The following is a 15,386-nucleotide window of genomic DNA, read 5'->3' on the forward strand; positions in this document are numbered from 1 at the left end:
TGCGAGCCCTGCGAGCCCTGCGAGCCCTGCGAGCCCCGTGAGCCCGAGCATCGTCGCGCGGACCCTGGCCGATCCCGACACCCCCTTCGCCGTGGTCGACGTCCACAAGGTCAGGCGCAACGTCGAGCGGCTGGCGGCGAGGGCCCAGCGGCTCGGTGTGACCCTGCGGCCCCACGTGAAGACGGCCAAGAGCCTCGACGTCGCCGCCCTCCTGCACGAAGGCGGCCCGCCCTGCCCGGTCACCGTGTCCACCCTGGCCGAGGCGGAGGCGTTCGCCGACGGCGGCTATACCGACATCACCTACGCCGTGGGGATCGACCCCCACAAACTCCCGCGTGTCGTCGCCCTGTTGCGACGCGGGGTCACCCTGCGCGTCCTGCTGGACAGCGCGGAACAGGCGGAGTTCGTCGCCGAGGCATCCCGCCGGGCCGGACTTCCCGTCCCCGCCCAGATCGAGATCGACTGCGACGGTCACCGCGGCGGCCTCAGGCTCGACGCGCCCGCTCTTCCCGGGATCGGCCGCGTCCTGCACGAAGCGGGCTGCCTGGACGGGGTGTTGGCCCACGCGGGCGAGTCCTACTTCGCGTGGACCGCCGAGGAGCAGCGCCTGGCCGCGGGGAACGAACGCGACAGCGCCGTCGCCGCGGCCGAGCGGCTGCGCGCGTCGGGCCTGCCCGTGGCCACCGTCAGCGTCGGTTCAACCCCCACCGCCCATGCCGCCGAGGACCTCACCGGGGTCACCGAACTGCGGGCGGGCAACTACGTGTTCTTCGATCTGGTGATGGCCGGCCTCGGTGTCTGCCGCGTCGACGACCTCGCCCTGTCGGTCGTCGTCACCGTCATCGGCCACCGCCCCGAGTACGGCTGGATCCTCACCGACGGCGGCTGGATGGCCATGTCCCGCGACCGCGGCACCGCGGCCCAGGCGCAGGACCAGGGGTACGGCCTGGTCGCCGACCTCGACGGCAATCCGGTCCCGGGCCTGGTCATGACGGGCGCCAGCCAGGAACACGGCACCCTCACCGCCCGCGACGGCAGCCCCCTGCCCGAGCTGCCGATCGGCACCCGCCTGCGCGTCCTGCCCAACCACGCCTGCGCCACCGCGGCCCAGCACCACGGCTACCACGTCGTCGACGGCACGCGGGCGACGGCGGGCGCGCCGGTCGTCCAGGCCTTCTGGAGCCGCGTCAGCGGGTGGTGATCAGGTGGTGGTCACCCCAGGGGCGACACGCCCGATGGGGTGACCGAAGTCGCTTCGACACACGGGCGTAAAGTGCCGTGTGGGAGGGGAATCACCCTTGTGCAGATCGTGGCTTGTGGTATTGGAGAGGCTGTTTAAGGGGTAACTACCACCATCCGCGGCTGTTCAATCGTGGTGATGATCATGATGTGATCAGGGGCTGCCTCGGACTACGTTTCCGCTGTGATCACCTCTCAACTCCCCGTAACGACACCCCCGCTGACCGAGACGGCCGCGATCCGGCACCTCCTCTTCGGCGCACAGGACGAGATCCACGAACCCTGGCGCCAGCTGTTCAGCTCCGACGTGTTCGCCTACCACGAGGGGCTCACCCACCAGGAGCGCACGGAACTGTCCTATCAACGCCTGCGCACAGTCAACGCGGCCGTGCCCGACCCCCAGGCCCTGGCGCGGGACCCGGTCGCACTGAGCGCCCTGCACGAGTGGGCCGGGGTGGTCGACGCCGGCATGACGACGATCGCCAGCATCCACTACAACCTGTTCCTCGGCAGTCTGCTCGAACACGACCACGAGGGCCGGGACTTGGGCCCCTATCTGCGGATGGAACGCATCGGCACCTTCCTGTGCACCGAGCAGGCGCACGGCAACGACGCCCCCCAGCTGGAGACCACCGCGACCCTGGACCCAGCCACGGGCGGATTCGTGCTCACCACCCCGACGCGGGGAGCGCGCAAGTGGATGCCCAACACCTCCCTGGCCGGCGGACCCAAGGACGCTCTGGTTGCCGCCCGTCTGGTCATCGACGGGAAGGACCAGGGCGTCTTCCTCTTCCTGGCCCCCCTTACCGACACGAACGGCCGACATCTGCCGGGCGTGGAAGTGGAGTTGCTGCCGCAGACCGCGAGCAGCCCGGTCGACCACTGCGCCACCTCCTTCCACGGGGTGCGGCTGCCGCGGACGGCCATGCTCCAGGGTGAACACGGCAGGCTGACGGACGAGGGGGAACTCGTCTCCTGCCTGGGGAGTCCCCGCAAACGGTTCCTGCGTTCCATCGGCCGCGTGACCATGGGCAAGCTGTGCATGAGCGCCTACAGCCTCGGGGTGACGCGGCACGCCCTGGCCGTCGCCGTGCGCCATGCCCACCAGCGCGTCACCTCGGGCATGACCAGCGGTCAGCGGGTCCCGCTGTTCGCCCACCGCACCCACCACGCTCCGCTCGTGGAGGCGCTCGCCACGACCTACGCCGCCACCTTGCTGCAGCGTGAGGTCGTCCGGCGATGGGCGCGGGCGGAGGGGGAGGAGCGCGAGGAGGCCGAGCGGCTGGTGGCCGTGGCCAAGGGGTGGATCACCTGGCAGGCCCGCGCCGTGATGACCGAGTGCCGGGAACGCTGCGGCGCCCAGGGGCTGTTGCTCTCCAACGGGATCGCGGGACAGCTCGCCGCCAACGAGGGCACGATCACCGCGGAGGGCGACAACGCCGTCATCTGGGTCAAGGCGGCCGGGGAGATGCTGCTGGGCGGCTTCACCCCGAGACCGCCCAGCGAGGTGCCCCCGGCTACCCGGAGCCTGCACGATCCGGCCCACCTGCACGACCTGATGGGGGACCTGGAGCGAATACGCCACGAGCGGGCCCGGGTGCGGCTGCGCGCGAAACGGGCCGGCTCGCCCCTGGACCGCTGGAACGGCGCCTCCGGCGCGGCGCTGTCCCTGGTCGACGCCCACGTCCACCGGCTGGCCGCACAGGAACTCCTCGCCGCGGCCGCGCAGGTGGCCGACCCGCAGGTGGCCCTGCTGCTTGAGCACCTCCACCGGCTGTTCGCCCTGCGCTACGTGGCCGCGCACAGCGGTGAACTGCTCGCGCACGAGCGGCTGACCGCCGAGCAGGTCCGGTATCTGCCGGAGGTCCTGGAGGCCACCGTCGCCGCGCTGGTGCCGCACGCCCTCGCGCTCACCGGTGCCTTCGCCGTGTCGGAGGAGATCACGGCGCGCCACCCGATGCTGGGACCCGAGGTGGTACCGGCGTAACCGGCTCCACCACTTCCTGAGTCCGGGGCCGCGCGACACTTCGCGGCCCCGGACTTCTGTTTCAAGGCCTGGCTCACATCCCCGGCTCAGGCGGCGCGCAGGGTGCGCCGCGCGAGCTCGTACGCCGGGAGCATCTCCTCGTGCTCATCGGTGTCGAGGCCCCCGAGGTGCACCACCACCGGCCCGTCCGCGGTCGTGACGGCGAAGGCTCTCTCCTTCTTGGTCTCCTCCAGGAGCTCGCTCGTGTACAGGTACTCGACCCTCACCCCCGAGAGGCCACCGGACGTGAAGGCGCTGTACTTCTCCTCGCCCACCCCGTCCTCGGCCGCGACGAAGGCCTCCAGCACGGCCCGGGCGTCGGCGTCACCGGGCTTTCCGGCCCATACGCGGAGGAAGCCGATGTTGCCCGCGGGCTTCGCGTCGATCTCGCAGGCCAAGCTGACGGGCCCCTGGCTCAGAGGCGCCGTCACCGCCTCGGCCTTCCAGCTCTTCGCCGTGTCGAAGGTGACGGGCAGCTCGCACGCCGAGCCCGCGGCGCCGACCGAGCCCCCGCTGCTCGCGGCCGTGCCCTCAGGAGCGGACGTCCGTGCCCTGGCCGACGGCAGCGCGGACCCTGTGGAGCCGTCCCCCTCGGCGGCCTCCGAACATCCCGTCAGCACACCCGCCAGCAACGCCACATGGGCCATCCGAAGCCACGTGTTCCCCGCCCTGACCGGCATGGCCGTCTCTCCCTCTGTTCAGTGGTGGTGCTCGAAGGAGTCAGGTTAGGTGGCAGGAACAACGAATCGTGCAGCGATGGGGGAAGCGTTGTTGGCCTTCGACGAGTACTGCGACGCGATCGTCGCCCAGACCGACCTGCTCGCCCGCCACGCCAAGGGCGCCGATCCGACCCTCGCGGTGCCCACCTGCCCCGGCTGGGACCTCGGCCGGTTGCTGCGGCACGTGGGCGGCGATCACTGCTGGGCGGAGGAGATCGTACGGACCCGGGCCACCGGTCCCGTCGACGACCACTCGGTCAACGACCCTGCCTCCTACGCCGGCCTCGACGACTCCGAGCTCGGCGGCCGGCTCGCCGAGGGCGCCAGGAGGCTGGCCGGCACCCTGCGTGCGGCCGGGCCCGACGTGCCGGTGTGGACCCCCGCCGACGAGCAACTGGTCCAGCAGTCCGCGATGTTCTGGGCCCGGCGCATGACCTACGAGACGCTGCTGCACCGGGCCGACGCGGCGCTCGTGACCGGGGCGGAGTTCCTGGTCGAGGAGTACCTCGCGGTGGACGCCGTGGAGGAGTGGCTGGAATTCTCCACCGTGCCCGAGGCCTACGAGCCCCTGCCGGGTGTGCCCGGGCTGCTCGGGCACGGGCGGACCGTGGGCCTGGACGCGGGGGCGGCGGGGGAGTGGCTGCTCGACCTCGGCGGACAGCGGCCGGTGTGGCGGCGCGGGGCCGGCGCGACCACCGTCAGCGTGCACGGGCCCGTGACGGACCTGCTCCTGTTCCTCTACGCCCGCCCGGCGCCCGGTGTCGGGACGCGAGGGGACTCGGAGCTGCTGGATCTGTGGCTGAGGCGCACCCGGTTCTGGCTGGAGGCGTAGGCGCGCGAGGGGGCCGGTGTGGCCGAAGCCACGTGCCGGGTGAGGCCGGAGCCATGTCGTCCCGGTGGGAGCGCGGGCTACCGTTCGCGCAGTCCCCTCTCCCACCAGTCCCTCGGGCGGCCCGCCAGTGCAAGCAGATCTCTCCCCGGTCATCGCGGCGACCGCGCACTGGCTGACCCGCGCCTACCCGTCGGCGGGAGGTGCGCTGGCCGCCGCGCTGTGCGAGGTGCAGGCGCGACAGGCCGTGACGGTCGCCGCGTGGCTGCGCTATCCGACGGCGATGGACGCCGCGCTCGTCGGGATGGCGGGGCCGGGCGGCTCCGCGCGTCTCGACTGGGTCACCGGCGCGGACGTCACCATCGGCCGGGACGCCGAGGAGCACGCCTGGCGCACCTGGGTGGACGAGGTCGTGGCCAGCTGGGCGGCCTGTCTGCTCAGCGACCCCGAACTGGCCGAGCGAGCGGTGGCCGACATAGCGGAGGGCGAGCACACGACGGGCTCACCGGCCGCGTTCCGTCGTCTGCTCGCCCCGGACGCGACGGACCGGAATGCCGCCGCCCTGCTCCGCCATCCGGACCTGCTCGCCCCGGTGGCGGGCCTGCACCGGGGCGAGCTAGTGAACCGGCTGGGCTCGGACGAGGCGCTCGTCGCCTGACGGCGGGCGCCGCGAGGATCGATTACGGCGGCGTCGGCCGACGCCCCTGCTGTTTCCTGTCCCCGGACCTCAGTCCTGCTTGCCGCGGCCCGAGAGCGCGTCCCGCAGCCGGTCGACCAGGCCGGCCCCCGGAGCGAGCAGCTTGTTCGCCGGAGGAGTGTCCGGAGCCGACGGGTGCGGGCGGGTCGGCGCCATCTTCTTGGCGCGGCGCACCTGGTCGCCCAGCTTGTCCAGCTCCTCGTCCGAGCACGCGACACGCAGCTGCGGGAAGAGGGTCTCCTCCTCCTCGGCGATGTGCGAGCGGACCTCGCCCATCAGCTCGCCCACCAGCCGGTCGAACTCGGGATCGTCCGCCTCGCAGCCCTCCAGGTCCTTCATGAGCTGCTCGGCCTTGGAGTGGTCCTCGATCTCCCGGTCGGCCATGGTGTTCCCGTTGACCAGGTGCTCCCGGACCGCCGGGTAGAGGTACTCCTCCTCCGCGACCGAGTGCCGGATCAGCTCCATGGTGACCTGGTCGGCGTACACCTTCCGGTCCTTCTCGCCGGGTGACAGCGCCTCGATCTTCCCGAACAGTTCCTCGACCTCGCGGTGATCGGTCACCAGCTCGTCGATGACGTTTCCTCCGTGTCCCATGTTCTTTCACCTCCGCCCCCCGGGTGCCCTGTGCCGTGCTCTCTACGCCTGGTCACAGGCTTGCCGGAACCCGTGGGGACGACTGTTCGATCAGCACGGAGACCGCGCTGCTCCGAGAGGTCCTCGCGCCGGCGGCCGGTTTCAGCCGGTGACGGCACCTCGGGTGTAAGGCGGCCCGCTGGAAGGAACCCGCACCAGGACACAGGCGTACGACGTTCCGAGGAGGCCGATGTGACCGACGCCGTGGACGAGGTGCTGGCGCGAGTGCGCGGAGAGGTGGCCGCACGGGCGGACCGGCTGTGGGACATGGCGCGGATGCTGCACTCCGACCCGGAGTACGCCTTCGAGGAGCACCGGGCGGCCGCACTGCTGTGCGGGGAACTGGAATGGGCGGGGTTCGAGGTGCGGCGGGACGTCGCCGGACTCCCCACCGCCTTCACCGCACGCTCCGGCACCAGGGCCCGCCCCGCGGTGGCCCTGATGCTGGAGTACGACGCCCTGCCCGGCCTCGGCCACGCCTGCGGCCACAACCTGATCGCCGCGGCCGGCCTGGGCGCGGCGTTGGCCGCCCGTGCCGTGCTCGACCGGGACGCGGGCACCGTGTGGGCCATCGGCACGCCCGCGGAGGAGGGCGGCGGAGGCAAGGTCGCCGAGACCGACGCCGGGGTGTTCGACGACGTCGACGCGGCGTTGATGTTCCACCCCGGTGTGCACAACTGGCAGTGGGCACCGCTGACCGCGCAGGCCCAGTACCGGGTCGCGTTCCGCGGACGCGCCGCCCACCCGACCGGGAACCCCACCGAGGGCGTCGACGCGCTCGCCGCGCTCATCCAGCTGTTCAACACGCTGGCCGTGCTCGGGCGCAGGCTCCCCGAGGGCTCGCACGTTCAGGGCATCGTCACGGACGGCGGCAAGGCGACCAATATCATCCCCGAGTACGCGGAGGGCCTGTTCGGACTGCGCGCGGTGACGACGGCCGCCCTGGAGGACCTGGCGGGGGAGCTGCTGACCTGCGCCCAAGGGGTGGCGCGGGCCACCGGCACGACGGTCACGGTGGAACGGGCCACGCCGCGCTACGAGCACTTCCGGGACAGCACGGCGCTCTCGGCCCGGTTCGCCCGGCACCTCGCGGACACGGGCATCGAGATGACACCGCCCGCCCCGGGCGTCTACCTGGGCTCCTCCGACGCCGGCAACGTCAGCGGCCGGGTGCCCGCCATCCACCCCTTCGTGGCGATCATGGAGGAGGACGGCTCGGACCACACCCCCGAGTTCGCCGTCGCGGCCGGCTCCGAGCGCGCCCGGCAGGTGATGCTGGCGGCGGCGGAGGCGCTGGCCCGCACCGCGGTGGAGGTCCTGTTGCGCCCCGAGCTGCGGGACGAGGCGTGGGAGGGCCACGACCGGGCCTCCGCCCGCGTCTGAGTCGGAGTCCGAGGTCGAAGAAGGGCCGGGCCGTCAGTCGGCGTGCAGGTGGTACACGTTGAAGGCTCGCCGGATCACGGGCTGGGCGACGTTCCGCACCCGCACGCCGCCGGCCGTCACGCCGTGCTCGGTGCCCGCGTGGGCGTGTCCGTGCACGCTCAGGTCGGCCCCCGCGGTGTCGATCGCCTCGGCCAGCAGATAGCTGCCGAGGAACGGATAGATCTCCGGCGGCTCACCGGCGAGCGTGTCGGCGACGGGGGAGAAGTGGGTGAGCGCGACCCGCGTCCCGCAGCCCTGCCGCTCCAGTTCCTCCAGCGCGGTGCGCAGACCGTCCGCGCAGCGCCGTGAGTACCGTACGAACTCCTTCATCAGCGGCTCGCCGAACTCCCCGGCGCTGCGGCCCACGAACCCGCCGCCGAACCCCTTGGTGCCGGCGATGCCCACGCGCGTGTCGCCGCACTCCACGACCGTCCCCTCGCCCTCCAGCACCCGCACGCCCGCGTCCTCCAGGAGGGCCGCGACCTTCTCGGGCTGCTCGTCGTGGTGGTCGTGGTTGCCGAGGACCGCCACGACCGGCACCGGGAGGTCCCGGACCTCCTGAGCCACCACCCGGGCCTCCTCCGGAGTGCCGTGCCGGGTGAGATCCCCGGCCAGCAGGAGCAGGTCGGCGCAGTCGGGCAGCGTGTCGAAGGCCGGACGCAGCACGCCCTGGCTCTCGAGTCCCATGTGGATGTCCCCCACGGCGGCGACACGGATCACGGCAGTTCCTCCGCATGATCGGGCGTGGCGGTCTCCGCCACCACCACGTCGGTGTGCACGGCGAGCCCGGCGAGCTCCTCGCGGACGGTCCGCAGCACGGTCTCCCGGCACTGCGCGGACGGCACCGTGCCGGTGACGACGACCGCCCCGGCCCGCACCTCGGCGCGGACGCCCAGCTCGCCGAGTTCCTCCGCGGCGAGCCGGTCGCGCAGGTGGGCGACGCGGTACTCGATGTTCTCTTCCTCGTTGTCCTCGGAGCGTTGCGTCAGAGGCTCGCTCATGGCCGTCCCTCCGTCGTCCTCGGCTCGATGACCTCCAGGCGTTCCAGGAAGTAGAAGAACGCGTCCGGCATCGGCGCGTCCCCGCAGCCCCGGCGTACGGCCTCCCAGTCGACCTTCTCCCGCAGCGCGCGGGCGATCGGCAGTACGGCACCGAAGTTGCAGTGGTGCTCGGAGAACGCGGACAGCAGGCTGTGCAGCAGGTCGGTCGGGGACAGCACGGGCATGAGCACCGAGTCCACCGAGAGTTCGTCGGCCCGCGCCAGCAGATCCGTGCTGACGGGCTGGTGGGCCAGCTCGAAGATCAGGTCGACCTGCTGGCCCATGCAGTCGGCCTTCAGCAGCCAGTCCTCCGGAGGCGTCCGGACCTGCAGACCCGCCTTGCCGAGGGTCTCGGCCACGGCCTGCGCGTCCTCGGGGAGGATGGCGAAGTCGACGTCGTGCTGAAGATTCTGGGCGCCGCCGTGGGCGTAGACGGCGACGCTGCCCGCGAGCGCGAACGGGTGCCCTTCCCGTTTCAGGATCGCGCCGACCTGCTTGGCCGCCTCCAGGATCGCCTGGTTGCGGTCGACAGGCAGACTCGAGGCGAGCGCGTCGGCGGCGCTCTCGGTCGCCAGTCGCAGTCCGGCGACGCCCCCGTGGCGGGTGACGTCGTCGTCGGCGTGCTGCGTCATCAGTGTCCCCTTCCTGGTCGGCCCACACCGGAGGGCCGTGACGGCGAGCCCCGAGTACCCGGGGGGCGGGCTTCGACACGGCGGTACGCCGGGCTTGGGCGGAGGGCGTCTGCGAGCGGGGGCGTCGGGCTCCGCCTGGGGAACAGGTCGGCATGGGCCGGTGGGCGGTTGGCCTGCGGTGACAGGACGGGCCGGCCCTCGGCCGGTGGGGGTGTCGGTCTGCGGCCGGGGCCACGTCGACTCGTGTCGGTCGGTGATCAGGGGTACCTCGGCCCACGGTTGGACCGAAGCGTCGGCCGTCGGCCGGAGGATGCGTCGGGCTTCGGGCGACGCGGTGCCGCGGCGCCCGGCCGGGTGGCGCCTCAGTCGAGGAGCTTTCGGGACCGGAGCAGCGACAGGACGTGGTCGTGCACGGCGGCTGCCCGGGGGAGGTCGGGCTCCTGGCCGGTGATCCAGCACATCTCGGCCAGTTCGGCGGCGGGGCGGTGGACGCCGGTGACCGTGGTGTCGTAGACGGTCATCGTCCTCGGGACCCGCTGCAGCGCCGCGAGTGCCCGGACCGGATGATCACGGAGGCGGTCACGACGAGGGTGTCGCCGGCTCGGTGACGGGCTCGCTCATTCCGGTGGCCAGCCGTCCCGCGCCGCCAGGTGCAGGACGAGCGCCGCGATGTTCCACGCGTCGTCCTCGCCGCGATGATGCCGTCCTTCGAGCGGCAGCCCGGCGATTCCGAGGGCCTGCGCCATGCCGGGGCGCTTGCGCAGGCCGTGCACCTCGGTGAAGACCGCCTTGGCGTTGGTGTGGCGGCGGCCGAAGGGATACGGCGTCCTCGTGGCCCCGCACTGCCGGGTGAACAGGTGACGGTCGTAGTCGCCCCAACTCGCCCACGGCCGCACCCCCGAGGCGTGTCCGGCGGCCAGCAGTCGGCACGCCTCCCCGAAGGACAGGCCCCCTTCGGCCTCTTCCTGCGTGAGGCCCGTCAACTCCGTACAGAAGTCGCTGACCTCGGACCGGGCGGGCCGCACCAGGATCCGGTGCCGTTCGACGCGCTCGGCGGTCGACAGGTCCACCACCGTCAGTCCGATCTCGATGATCTCGCCCACCGCACCCGGGGGAGGGGAGCCGGGCCAGCACGTGGCCTCGACGTCCACGACGTTCAGGAGGCGCCCGGTGCCCGTGCTGTTCATGGCGAGAACCGTAAGGGCGCAGATGTGGGCGAGTCATCTCGTTTTCCCTGCACGGAGGTTCGGGGGGGGTGTGGAACCCTGTGTTCCGTATGAGAGTGCTGTGAATTTCCGAGGTGCTTGAACGCGAGGGGCCCGCCGTCCGTATGGGGCGAGGGATTTGCATGCCCGGAGAGCCGACACGCGCAGGAGTACTTCCGTGGGACGCAACAATCGCAGACGACCGACAGGCGCACGACGTGCGACCTTCGCCGCAGTGGCCCTGATGCTCGGGGGTGGTGGCCTGGTCGCGGCGAATGTGTACGCATCCGCCACCGAGAGCGGCACGCCGCAGCAGACGTCGTGGGGAGCGGTCACGATCGACTGCCCGGACGTCGGGGACACGCTCACCAGCGTCCCGGACGGGTCGAGGGCGGAGGTCGACAAGGAACTCGCCCTGCTGGACCAGCAGATAGCCGAGGCATACCAGCGACTCCAGGACCCGTCGGTGCAGGACCGCGAGTCCGCGCAGAGCCGTATCGTCGATCCGCTCCAGGAGAACCGCGCCGCCACGATCCAGCGCATCAGCGCCGCGCTCGAAGGCGCGGGAGAGCAGCCGGACGGACTCGGTGACATGGCCGGCTGCACCCTGCGCGAGACCGAGAACCAGCCCGAGAACGCGAACGGCGACGGTCAGAACCAGCAGCAGGGCGACGGTCAGGACCAGGGCGCTCAACAGGGCGACGGCCAGCAGGGCGACGGCCAGGACCAGGGCGGCCAGCAGGGCAACGGCGGGCAGGCGGGCAACGGCCCCGTCGCCGCGGACTACGCCGACATCAACACCGCTCCGTCCACCGCGCAGGCGCCGCAGGCTCAGGGCGACGCCTCTCGTGGCACCTTCGTCACCAGCTGCGGTGTGAACGCGAACGGCCTGTTCAACTCGGACAACGTCATCGTCGCCCCGGGTGTCTCCAACGGCGCCCACCACTTCCACGACTACATCGGCAACCAGTCCAACACCGCCTTCGCGAGCGACCAGGACCTGGCGAACGCCGAGACGAGCTGTGTCGACCAGGGCGACAAGTCCACGTACTACTGGCCCGTGATCCGGCTCCAGAACGGAACGCAGGAGCAGGACGCCAACTCGCCCGGCGGTGGCATCGAGGGCAACGCCGGCCAGATCGTCACCCCCAAGGAGGTGACGTTGACGTTCGTGGGCAACCCCCGCAGCAAGGTCACCGCGATGCCGCGGTTGCTGCGCATCATCACCGGCGACGCCAAGGCCTTCGTCAACGGCACCGCCAACGCCAACGCGTCCTGGAGCTGCACCGGGTTCGAGGACCGGCAGCTGAAGGACAAGTACCCGCTGTGCCCGCAGGGCAGTGACGTGGTGCGTACCTTCAAGTTCCAGAGCTGCTGGGACGGCCGCAACATCGACAGCGCCAACCACCGCACACACGTGGCGTTCGCCCAGAACGACGGCACCTGCCCGGAGGGCTTCGAGGCCATCCCGCAGCTGGTCCAGCGGATCGTCTACGACGTCGACGCGCCGAGCCTGGGCGACGGCGGCCGTACGACCCCGCTGTTCGCGGTCGACTCCTTCCCGGAGCAGCTCCACAAGCCCGTCACCGACCACGGCGACTTCATCAACGTCTTCGACGAGGACCTGATGAACCAGATGGTCGGCTGCATCAACGACGGCCGTCAGTGCGGCGCGGGCACCGGCCAGGACGACCCGGGCAACGGCGGCGGCGACAACGGCAACGGCGGTGACAACGGCGGCGGCAACGGCAATGGCAACGGTGGCGGCTCCGCCCCGGACACCGGCGCCAGCCAGAACCCGGGCAACGACAACGGCGGTGACAACGGCAACGGCTCCGAGGACACCCCCGGAAACGGCGACGAGCCGCAGCAGCAGCCGACGCAGACCGCCGAAGCCCCCGCAGGGGAGCAGACGACCGCCCCCGCCGACAACGAGCCGAAGACCTACAGCTCACCCACCGCCCACAGCACGACCGCCCCTTCGCCCAAGAACGAGACCGGCACCGGCACCGGTGACGGGAGCGGAATCGGCAACGACCGGACGACCCAGCCCAGCCCCCAGGACGACACCGTCACCGACGCCCCCGCTGCCGTCGCTCAGCCCCCGGTCGCCGCACAGCCGGAACCCCAGGGCAGTCAGAGCAGCCTCGCCGAGACCGGCACCCAGCTGTGGCCGGCCGCACTCGGCGCGATCCTCCTGATCTCCGGTTTCGTGCTCCTGCGACGCACCAGCCGCCGTTCGATGTGATCGACCGGCACGAATGAGAAGCGGAGTGGCTGTCCGCCGCGCGGTTCCACCGGCGGACAGCCACTGCCAGTGCCTGACCGTGGCTGACATGGCACCTCGAAATCGACGTGGTTATTCTTGGTCTGCGAAACCGAATTCGGACCGTACCCCCGCGGCCGCTCGGAAGATGTAGGTGTATCCGCAAACCAGGCTGACCATGGGCGGCCGCTGATCCCGGCGGGGTGAATTCACGGCACCACTCCGTGGCCCTGCCACTGGTCCATGTACGGCAGCCCGGGAAGCAGGGGACCGTGGCTCCCGGCGCGGCCTGACGGGCCAGGACGTCCCATCTCCGGGAGCCCCCATGTCTCTACGCCGACCCCGCCTGCGAGCGGCATCCGTCCTGGCGGTCTGTCTCGCCGCGCTGGCCCCGACGACGGCCGGTGCCACCGCCGATCCATCGGGTGACCAGACGCTTCAGCGTCAGCTCGACGAGTTCGTGCACCGCTCGGGCGGCCCGCCCGGAGCCATCGCCGTCCTGCGGAGCGAGAAGGGGACCAGAGTCGTGCGCGCCGGCGTCGCCGACGTCCGCACGGGCCGCCCGCCCGGCACCGACGACCACATGCGCATCGCGAGCACGGCCAAGGCCTTCAGCGGGGCGGTGGCCCTGACCCTGGTCGACCGGCGCGCTCTGCGCCTGGACGACACGCTCGGCAAGAGGCTTCCCCAACTCCCCGGCGCCTGGGCGTCTGTGACGCTTCGTCAACTCCTCAGCCACACCAGCGGATTGCCGGACTACTCCCGGAGTGACCGGTTCCTCGACGAGCTGCGGGCCGACCCCCTCCACCACTTCGACTCCCGTCGCCTGCTCGACTACGTCGCCGGTCAACCCCTGCTCTTCAAGCCGGGCACGCAGTACCGCTACTCCAACTCGGACAACATCGCCGTAGCGCTCATGGCCCAGGCGGCGACCCACAGGCCGTACGAGGAACTCCTGCGGGAAATCGTCCAGGAGCCGCTCCAACTGCACTCCACCAGCCTGCCGCAGGGCAATCGGATGCCGAAGCCCTATCTGCACGGCTACGACGTGAGCTCGCCCGCGGCCCCGCAGGACGTCAGCGAGGTCATCGGCATGTCGGGCGTCTGGGCCTCCGGAGGCATCGTCTCCACGCCGGCCGACATGACCCGCTTCATCCGGGAATACGCCGGCGGACGGCTGTACGGCGGGCCGGTCGTGGAGCAGCAACGGCGATGGGTCGAGGGCGGCGCGTCCGAACCCGCCGGACCGGGACGCAACTCCGCGGGCCTGGCACTCTTCCGGTACGAGACGCGCTGCGGTGTGGTCCTCGGACACACCGGTAACACGCTCGGATATACGCAATTGATCGCGGCCACCCCCGACGGCCGCCGTTCACTGACCTTCTCGGTAACCGCTCAGATAACCCGGTCCTCCGACGCGAAACAGTTGGGGAGAATGCGCGCCATTCAAGAGAACTTCGTCTGCGCATTGTTGCGCGGCGAGAACCAATAGCGATTTCCCGTAGTCATACGCGTTCAACTCAGCACGATTTCCCAGGTGTCGACGGCGTAACGGACCGACATTCCGTTGCGCGCGTACAACGCGGGGGCCCCGGTGGCGTTCTCGGTGGCCACGCTGAGCCCCACGGTGTCCCGTCCCCGGGCAGCGAACGCCGCGAAGGCCTGCCGCGGCAGCAGCCCTCCGAGGCCCCGGCCGCGGGCCTCGCGGACGACTCCGACGCTGCGGATCCACCCCATGGCCTCGCGGCTGTCGCGGGCGATCAGCAGACCGACGTCTCCGAGGTCCTCGGTGGAGACGAGCCACACCAGGGACCAGTCGAGCTTGTCGGCCTGGATGCTGTCCAGCCACCGCTCGTACCGGGCGCGGTTGGAAGCCGAAGTCCTCGGTGAAGGCGGCCTGGTGGAGGGCGTGCGCCTGCTTCCGGTCCGCTTCGTCGGAGCAGTCCCGCACCCGTACGCCCGCGGGCGGCCGGGCGCCAGGTCCTCGTCGGCCCGCAGGGCCCGTTCCAGCACGTGATGGCGGCGTACGACCGACCACCCGCGCGCCCGCAGCAGCGCGAGGTCGGTCGTGGGCGCCGCGTTGAGGTGCAGATGCAGCACGGCCCGGGAGGCGCTGTTCGCCCGGGCCTTCTCCAGCGCCCTGGTCTCGGCCGCCTCCAAGAGGAGTTCACCGGCCTGCTGATGGTCGGGGAGCACATAGTGGTCGACGTTGACGCGCTCGCCCTTGGAGTCGTCCCACACCAGGGCGTACGCCACCAGGCGCGGTCCGTCGAAGGCCAGCCACGAGTCGCGGTCGGGGTCGGTCTCGGGGTGCCCCAGATCGGACTCCACCGTGTGCAGATCCGTCTCGGGCCGCCCGATCTCGATCCGGTCGAGCTCGTTGAGCAACTCGGTGACGGCCGGCGCGTCGGTGGGCGCGGCAGCACGCAGGAGGCCTTGGTAGGCTGCGCCCGTTGATCATGAGCGAGCGGCCGGAACAGGGGGATCCCCTGCGGACCGCCACCGCGGCGACCACCACCCCCGCCCGGCGTGGATGAGTCCTTTGCGGGATCTTTGTGGAGAGTCCTCAAGTGTGGCGCCTGGTACGCCTGTTGACACTGTGATGGCTGATAAGATCATTACACTTTTCAGTAGGCTGATGACGCGTCATACGCGCGTACGGGGGACAGCCAAAACGG

The 15,386-nt window shown here is 71.4% G+C and carries 14 protein-coding genes and 1 pseudogene; 7 read left to right on the top strand and 8 right to left on the bottom strand.

Annotation, left to right across the window (positions count from 1 at the left end):
- The first annotated feature begins 37 nt into the window (after positions 1–37).
- A complete protein-coding gene (locus tag ACFVYN_RS01160) occupies positions 38–1,201 on the top strand; it encodes a DSD1 family PLP-dependent enzyme (RefSeq protein ID WP_389990730.1) in 1,164 nt (387 codons plus the stop codon).
- Positions 1,202–1,423: 222 nt separating this feature from the next.
- On the top strand, positions 1,424–3,226 hold the full coding sequence (locus ACFVYN_RS01165; protein ID WP_389990732.1) for an acyl-CoA dehydrogenase: 1,803 nt from the start codon (positions 1,424–1,426) through the stop codon (positions 3,224–3,226).
- Positions 3,227–3,312: 86 nt separating this feature from the next.
- Here the strand turns inward: ACFVYN_RS01165 and ACFVYN_RS01170 are convergent, their stop codons facing one another.
- Positions 3,313–3,945, bottom strand: coding sequence for a lipoprotein (locus ACFVYN_RS01170; RefSeq protein WP_389990734.1), 633 nt, complete (start codon positions 3,943–3,945; stop codon positions 3,313–3,315).
- Positions 3,946–4,021: 76 nt separating this feature from the next.
- Here ACFVYN_RS01170 and ACFVYN_RS01175 point away from each other — a divergent pair, with 76 nt between their 5' ends.
- Both ACFVYN_RS01175 and ACFVYN_RS01180 read left to right on the top strand, forming a co-directional pair.
- Positions 4,022–4,816, top strand: coding sequence for a maleylpyruvate isomerase family mycothiol-dependent enzyme (locus ACFVYN_RS01175; protein WP_389990736.1), 795 nt, complete (start codon positions 4,022–4,024; stop codon positions 4,814–4,816).
- Between the two features lie 127 nt (positions 4,817–4,943).
- Positions 4,944–5,471, top strand: a complete 528-nt coding sequence (locus ACFVYN_RS01180) for a hypothetical protein (protein WP_389990738.1) — start codon at positions 4,944–4,946, stop codon at positions 5,469–5,471.
- A gap of 69 nt (positions 5,472–5,540) precedes the next feature.
- Here the strand turns inward: ACFVYN_RS01180 and ACFVYN_RS01185 are convergent, their stop codons facing one another.
- Positions 5,541–6,104 (bottom strand): hemerythrin domain-containing protein, encoded by a 564-nt coding sequence (locus ACFVYN_RS01185; protein WP_389990740.1) that lies wholly within the window; start codon positions 6,102–6,104, stop codon positions 5,541–5,543.
- Positions 6,105–6,335: 231 nt separating this feature from the next.
- Here ACFVYN_RS01185 and ACFVYN_RS01190 point away from each other — a divergent pair, with 231 nt between their 5' ends.
- A complete protein-coding gene (locus ACFVYN_RS01190; protein WP_389990742.1) occupies positions 6,336–7,526 on the top strand; it encodes an amidohydrolase in 1,191 nt (396 codons plus the stop codon).
- Between the two features lie 33 nt (positions 7,527–7,559).
- Here ACFVYN_RS01190 and ACFVYN_RS01195 read toward each other — a convergent pair whose 3' ends face one another.
- From ACFVYN_RS01195 to ACFVYN_RS01215, 5 genes are all read right to left on the bottom strand, one after another.
- A complete protein-coding gene (locus tag ACFVYN_RS01195) occupies positions 7,560–8,285 on the bottom strand; it encodes a metallophosphoesterase (protein WP_352385112.1) in 726 nt (241 codons plus the stop codon).
- Positions 8,282–8,566, bottom strand: coding sequence for a BON domain-containing protein (locus ACFVYN_RS01200; RefSeq protein WP_389990744.1), 285 nt, complete (start codon positions 8,564–8,566; stop codon positions 8,282–8,284). The genes ACFVYN_RS01195 and ACFVYN_RS01200 overlap by 4 nt, the downstream gene beginning before the upstream one ends.
- Positions 8,563–9,237: a hypothetical protein gene (locus ACFVYN_RS01205; protein ID WP_389990746.1), complete on the bottom strand. Its 675-nt coding sequence runs from the start codon at positions 9,235–9,237 to the stop codon at positions 8,563–8,565. Before ACFVYN_RS01205 ends, ACFVYN_RS01200 begins: the two co-directional genes overlap by 4 nt.
- A 362-nt stretch (positions 9,238–9,599) precedes the next feature.
- Positions 9,600–9,758, bottom strand: coding sequence for a hypothetical protein (locus tag ACFVYN_RS01210; RefSeq protein ID WP_389990748.1), 159 nt, complete (start codon positions 9,756–9,758; stop codon positions 9,600–9,602).
- A 96-nt stretch (positions 9,759–9,854) separates the two neighbouring features.
- Positions 9,855–10,424: an exonuclease domain-containing protein gene (locus ACFVYN_RS01215; RefSeq protein WP_389990750.1), complete on the bottom strand. Its 570-nt coding sequence runs from the start codon at positions 10,422–10,424 to the stop codon at positions 9,855–9,857.
- Between the two features lie 262 nt (positions 10,425–10,686).
- Here ACFVYN_RS01215 and ACFVYN_RS01220 point away from each other — a divergent pair, with 262 nt between their 5' ends.
- Together ACFVYN_RS01220 and ACFVYN_RS01225 are read left to right on the top strand one after the other, a co-directional pair.
- The gene (locus tag ACFVYN_RS01220) at positions 10,687–12,690 is read left to right on the top strand and encodes a DUF1996 domain-containing protein (protein WP_389991002.1); all 2,004 of its coding nucleotides are present in this window, start codon (positions 10,687–10,689) and stop codon (positions 12,688–12,690) included.
- 343 nt (positions 12,691–13,033) lie between these two features.
- On the top strand, positions 13,034–14,200 hold the full coding sequence (locus ACFVYN_RS01225; protein WP_389990752.1) for a serine hydrolase domain-containing protein: 1,167 nt from the start codon (positions 13,034–13,036) through the stop codon (positions 14,198–14,200).
- A 23-nt stretch (positions 14,201–14,223) separates the two neighbouring features.
- Here the strand turns inward: ACFVYN_RS01225 and ACFVYN_RS01230 are convergent.
- Positions 14,224–15,138 (bottom strand): annotated as a pseudogene (locus tag ACFVYN_RS01230) (GNAT family N-acetyltransferase).
- Positions 15,139–15,386 lie beyond the last annotated feature (248 nt).

This window comes from Streptomyces sp. NPDC058307 (assembly GCF_042880295.1).
Lineage (GTDB): Bacteria > Actinomycetota > Actinomycetes > Streptomycetales > Streptomycetaceae > Streptomyces.

Bases quoted from the DNA above. Each gene is read 5' to 3' on its own strand.
- ACFVYN_RS01175 (WP_389990736.1), top strand. From the start codon at position 4,022: ATGGGGGAAGCGTTGTTGGCCTTCGACGAGTACTGCGACGCGATCGTC.
- ACFVYN_RS01170 (WP_389990734.1), bottom strand. From the start codon at position 3,945: ATGCCGGTCAGGGCGGGGAACACGTGGCTTCGGATGGCCCATGTGGCG.
- ACFVYN_RS01215 (WP_389990750.1), bottom strand. From the start codon at position 10,424: ATGAACAGCACGGGCACCGGGCGCCTCCTGAACGTCGTGGACGTCGAG.
- ACFVYN_RS01200 (WP_389990744.1), bottom strand. From the start codon at position 8,566: ATGAGCGAGCCTCTGACGCAACGCTCCGAGGACAACGAGGAAGAGAAC.
- ACFVYN_RS01205 (WP_389990746.1), bottom strand. From the start codon at position 9,237: ATGACGCAGCACGCCGACGACGACGTCACCCGCCACGGGGGCGTCGCC.
- ACFVYN_RS01185 (WP_389990740.1), bottom strand. From the start codon at position 6,104: ATGGGACACGGAGGAAACGTCATCGACGAGCTGGTGACCGATCACCGC.
- ACFVYN_RS01220 (WP_389991002.1), top strand. From the start codon at position 10,687: ATGCTCGGGGGTGGTGGCCTGGTCGCGGCGAATGTGTACGCATCCGCC.
- ACFVYN_RS01225 (WP_389990752.1), top strand. From the start codon at position 13,034: ATGTCTCTACGCCGACCCCGCCTGCGAGCGGCATCCGTCCTGGCGGTC.
- ACFVYN_RS01210 (WP_389990748.1), bottom strand. From the start codon at position 9,758: ATGACCGTCTACGACACCACGGTCACCGGCGTCCACCGCCCCGCCGCC.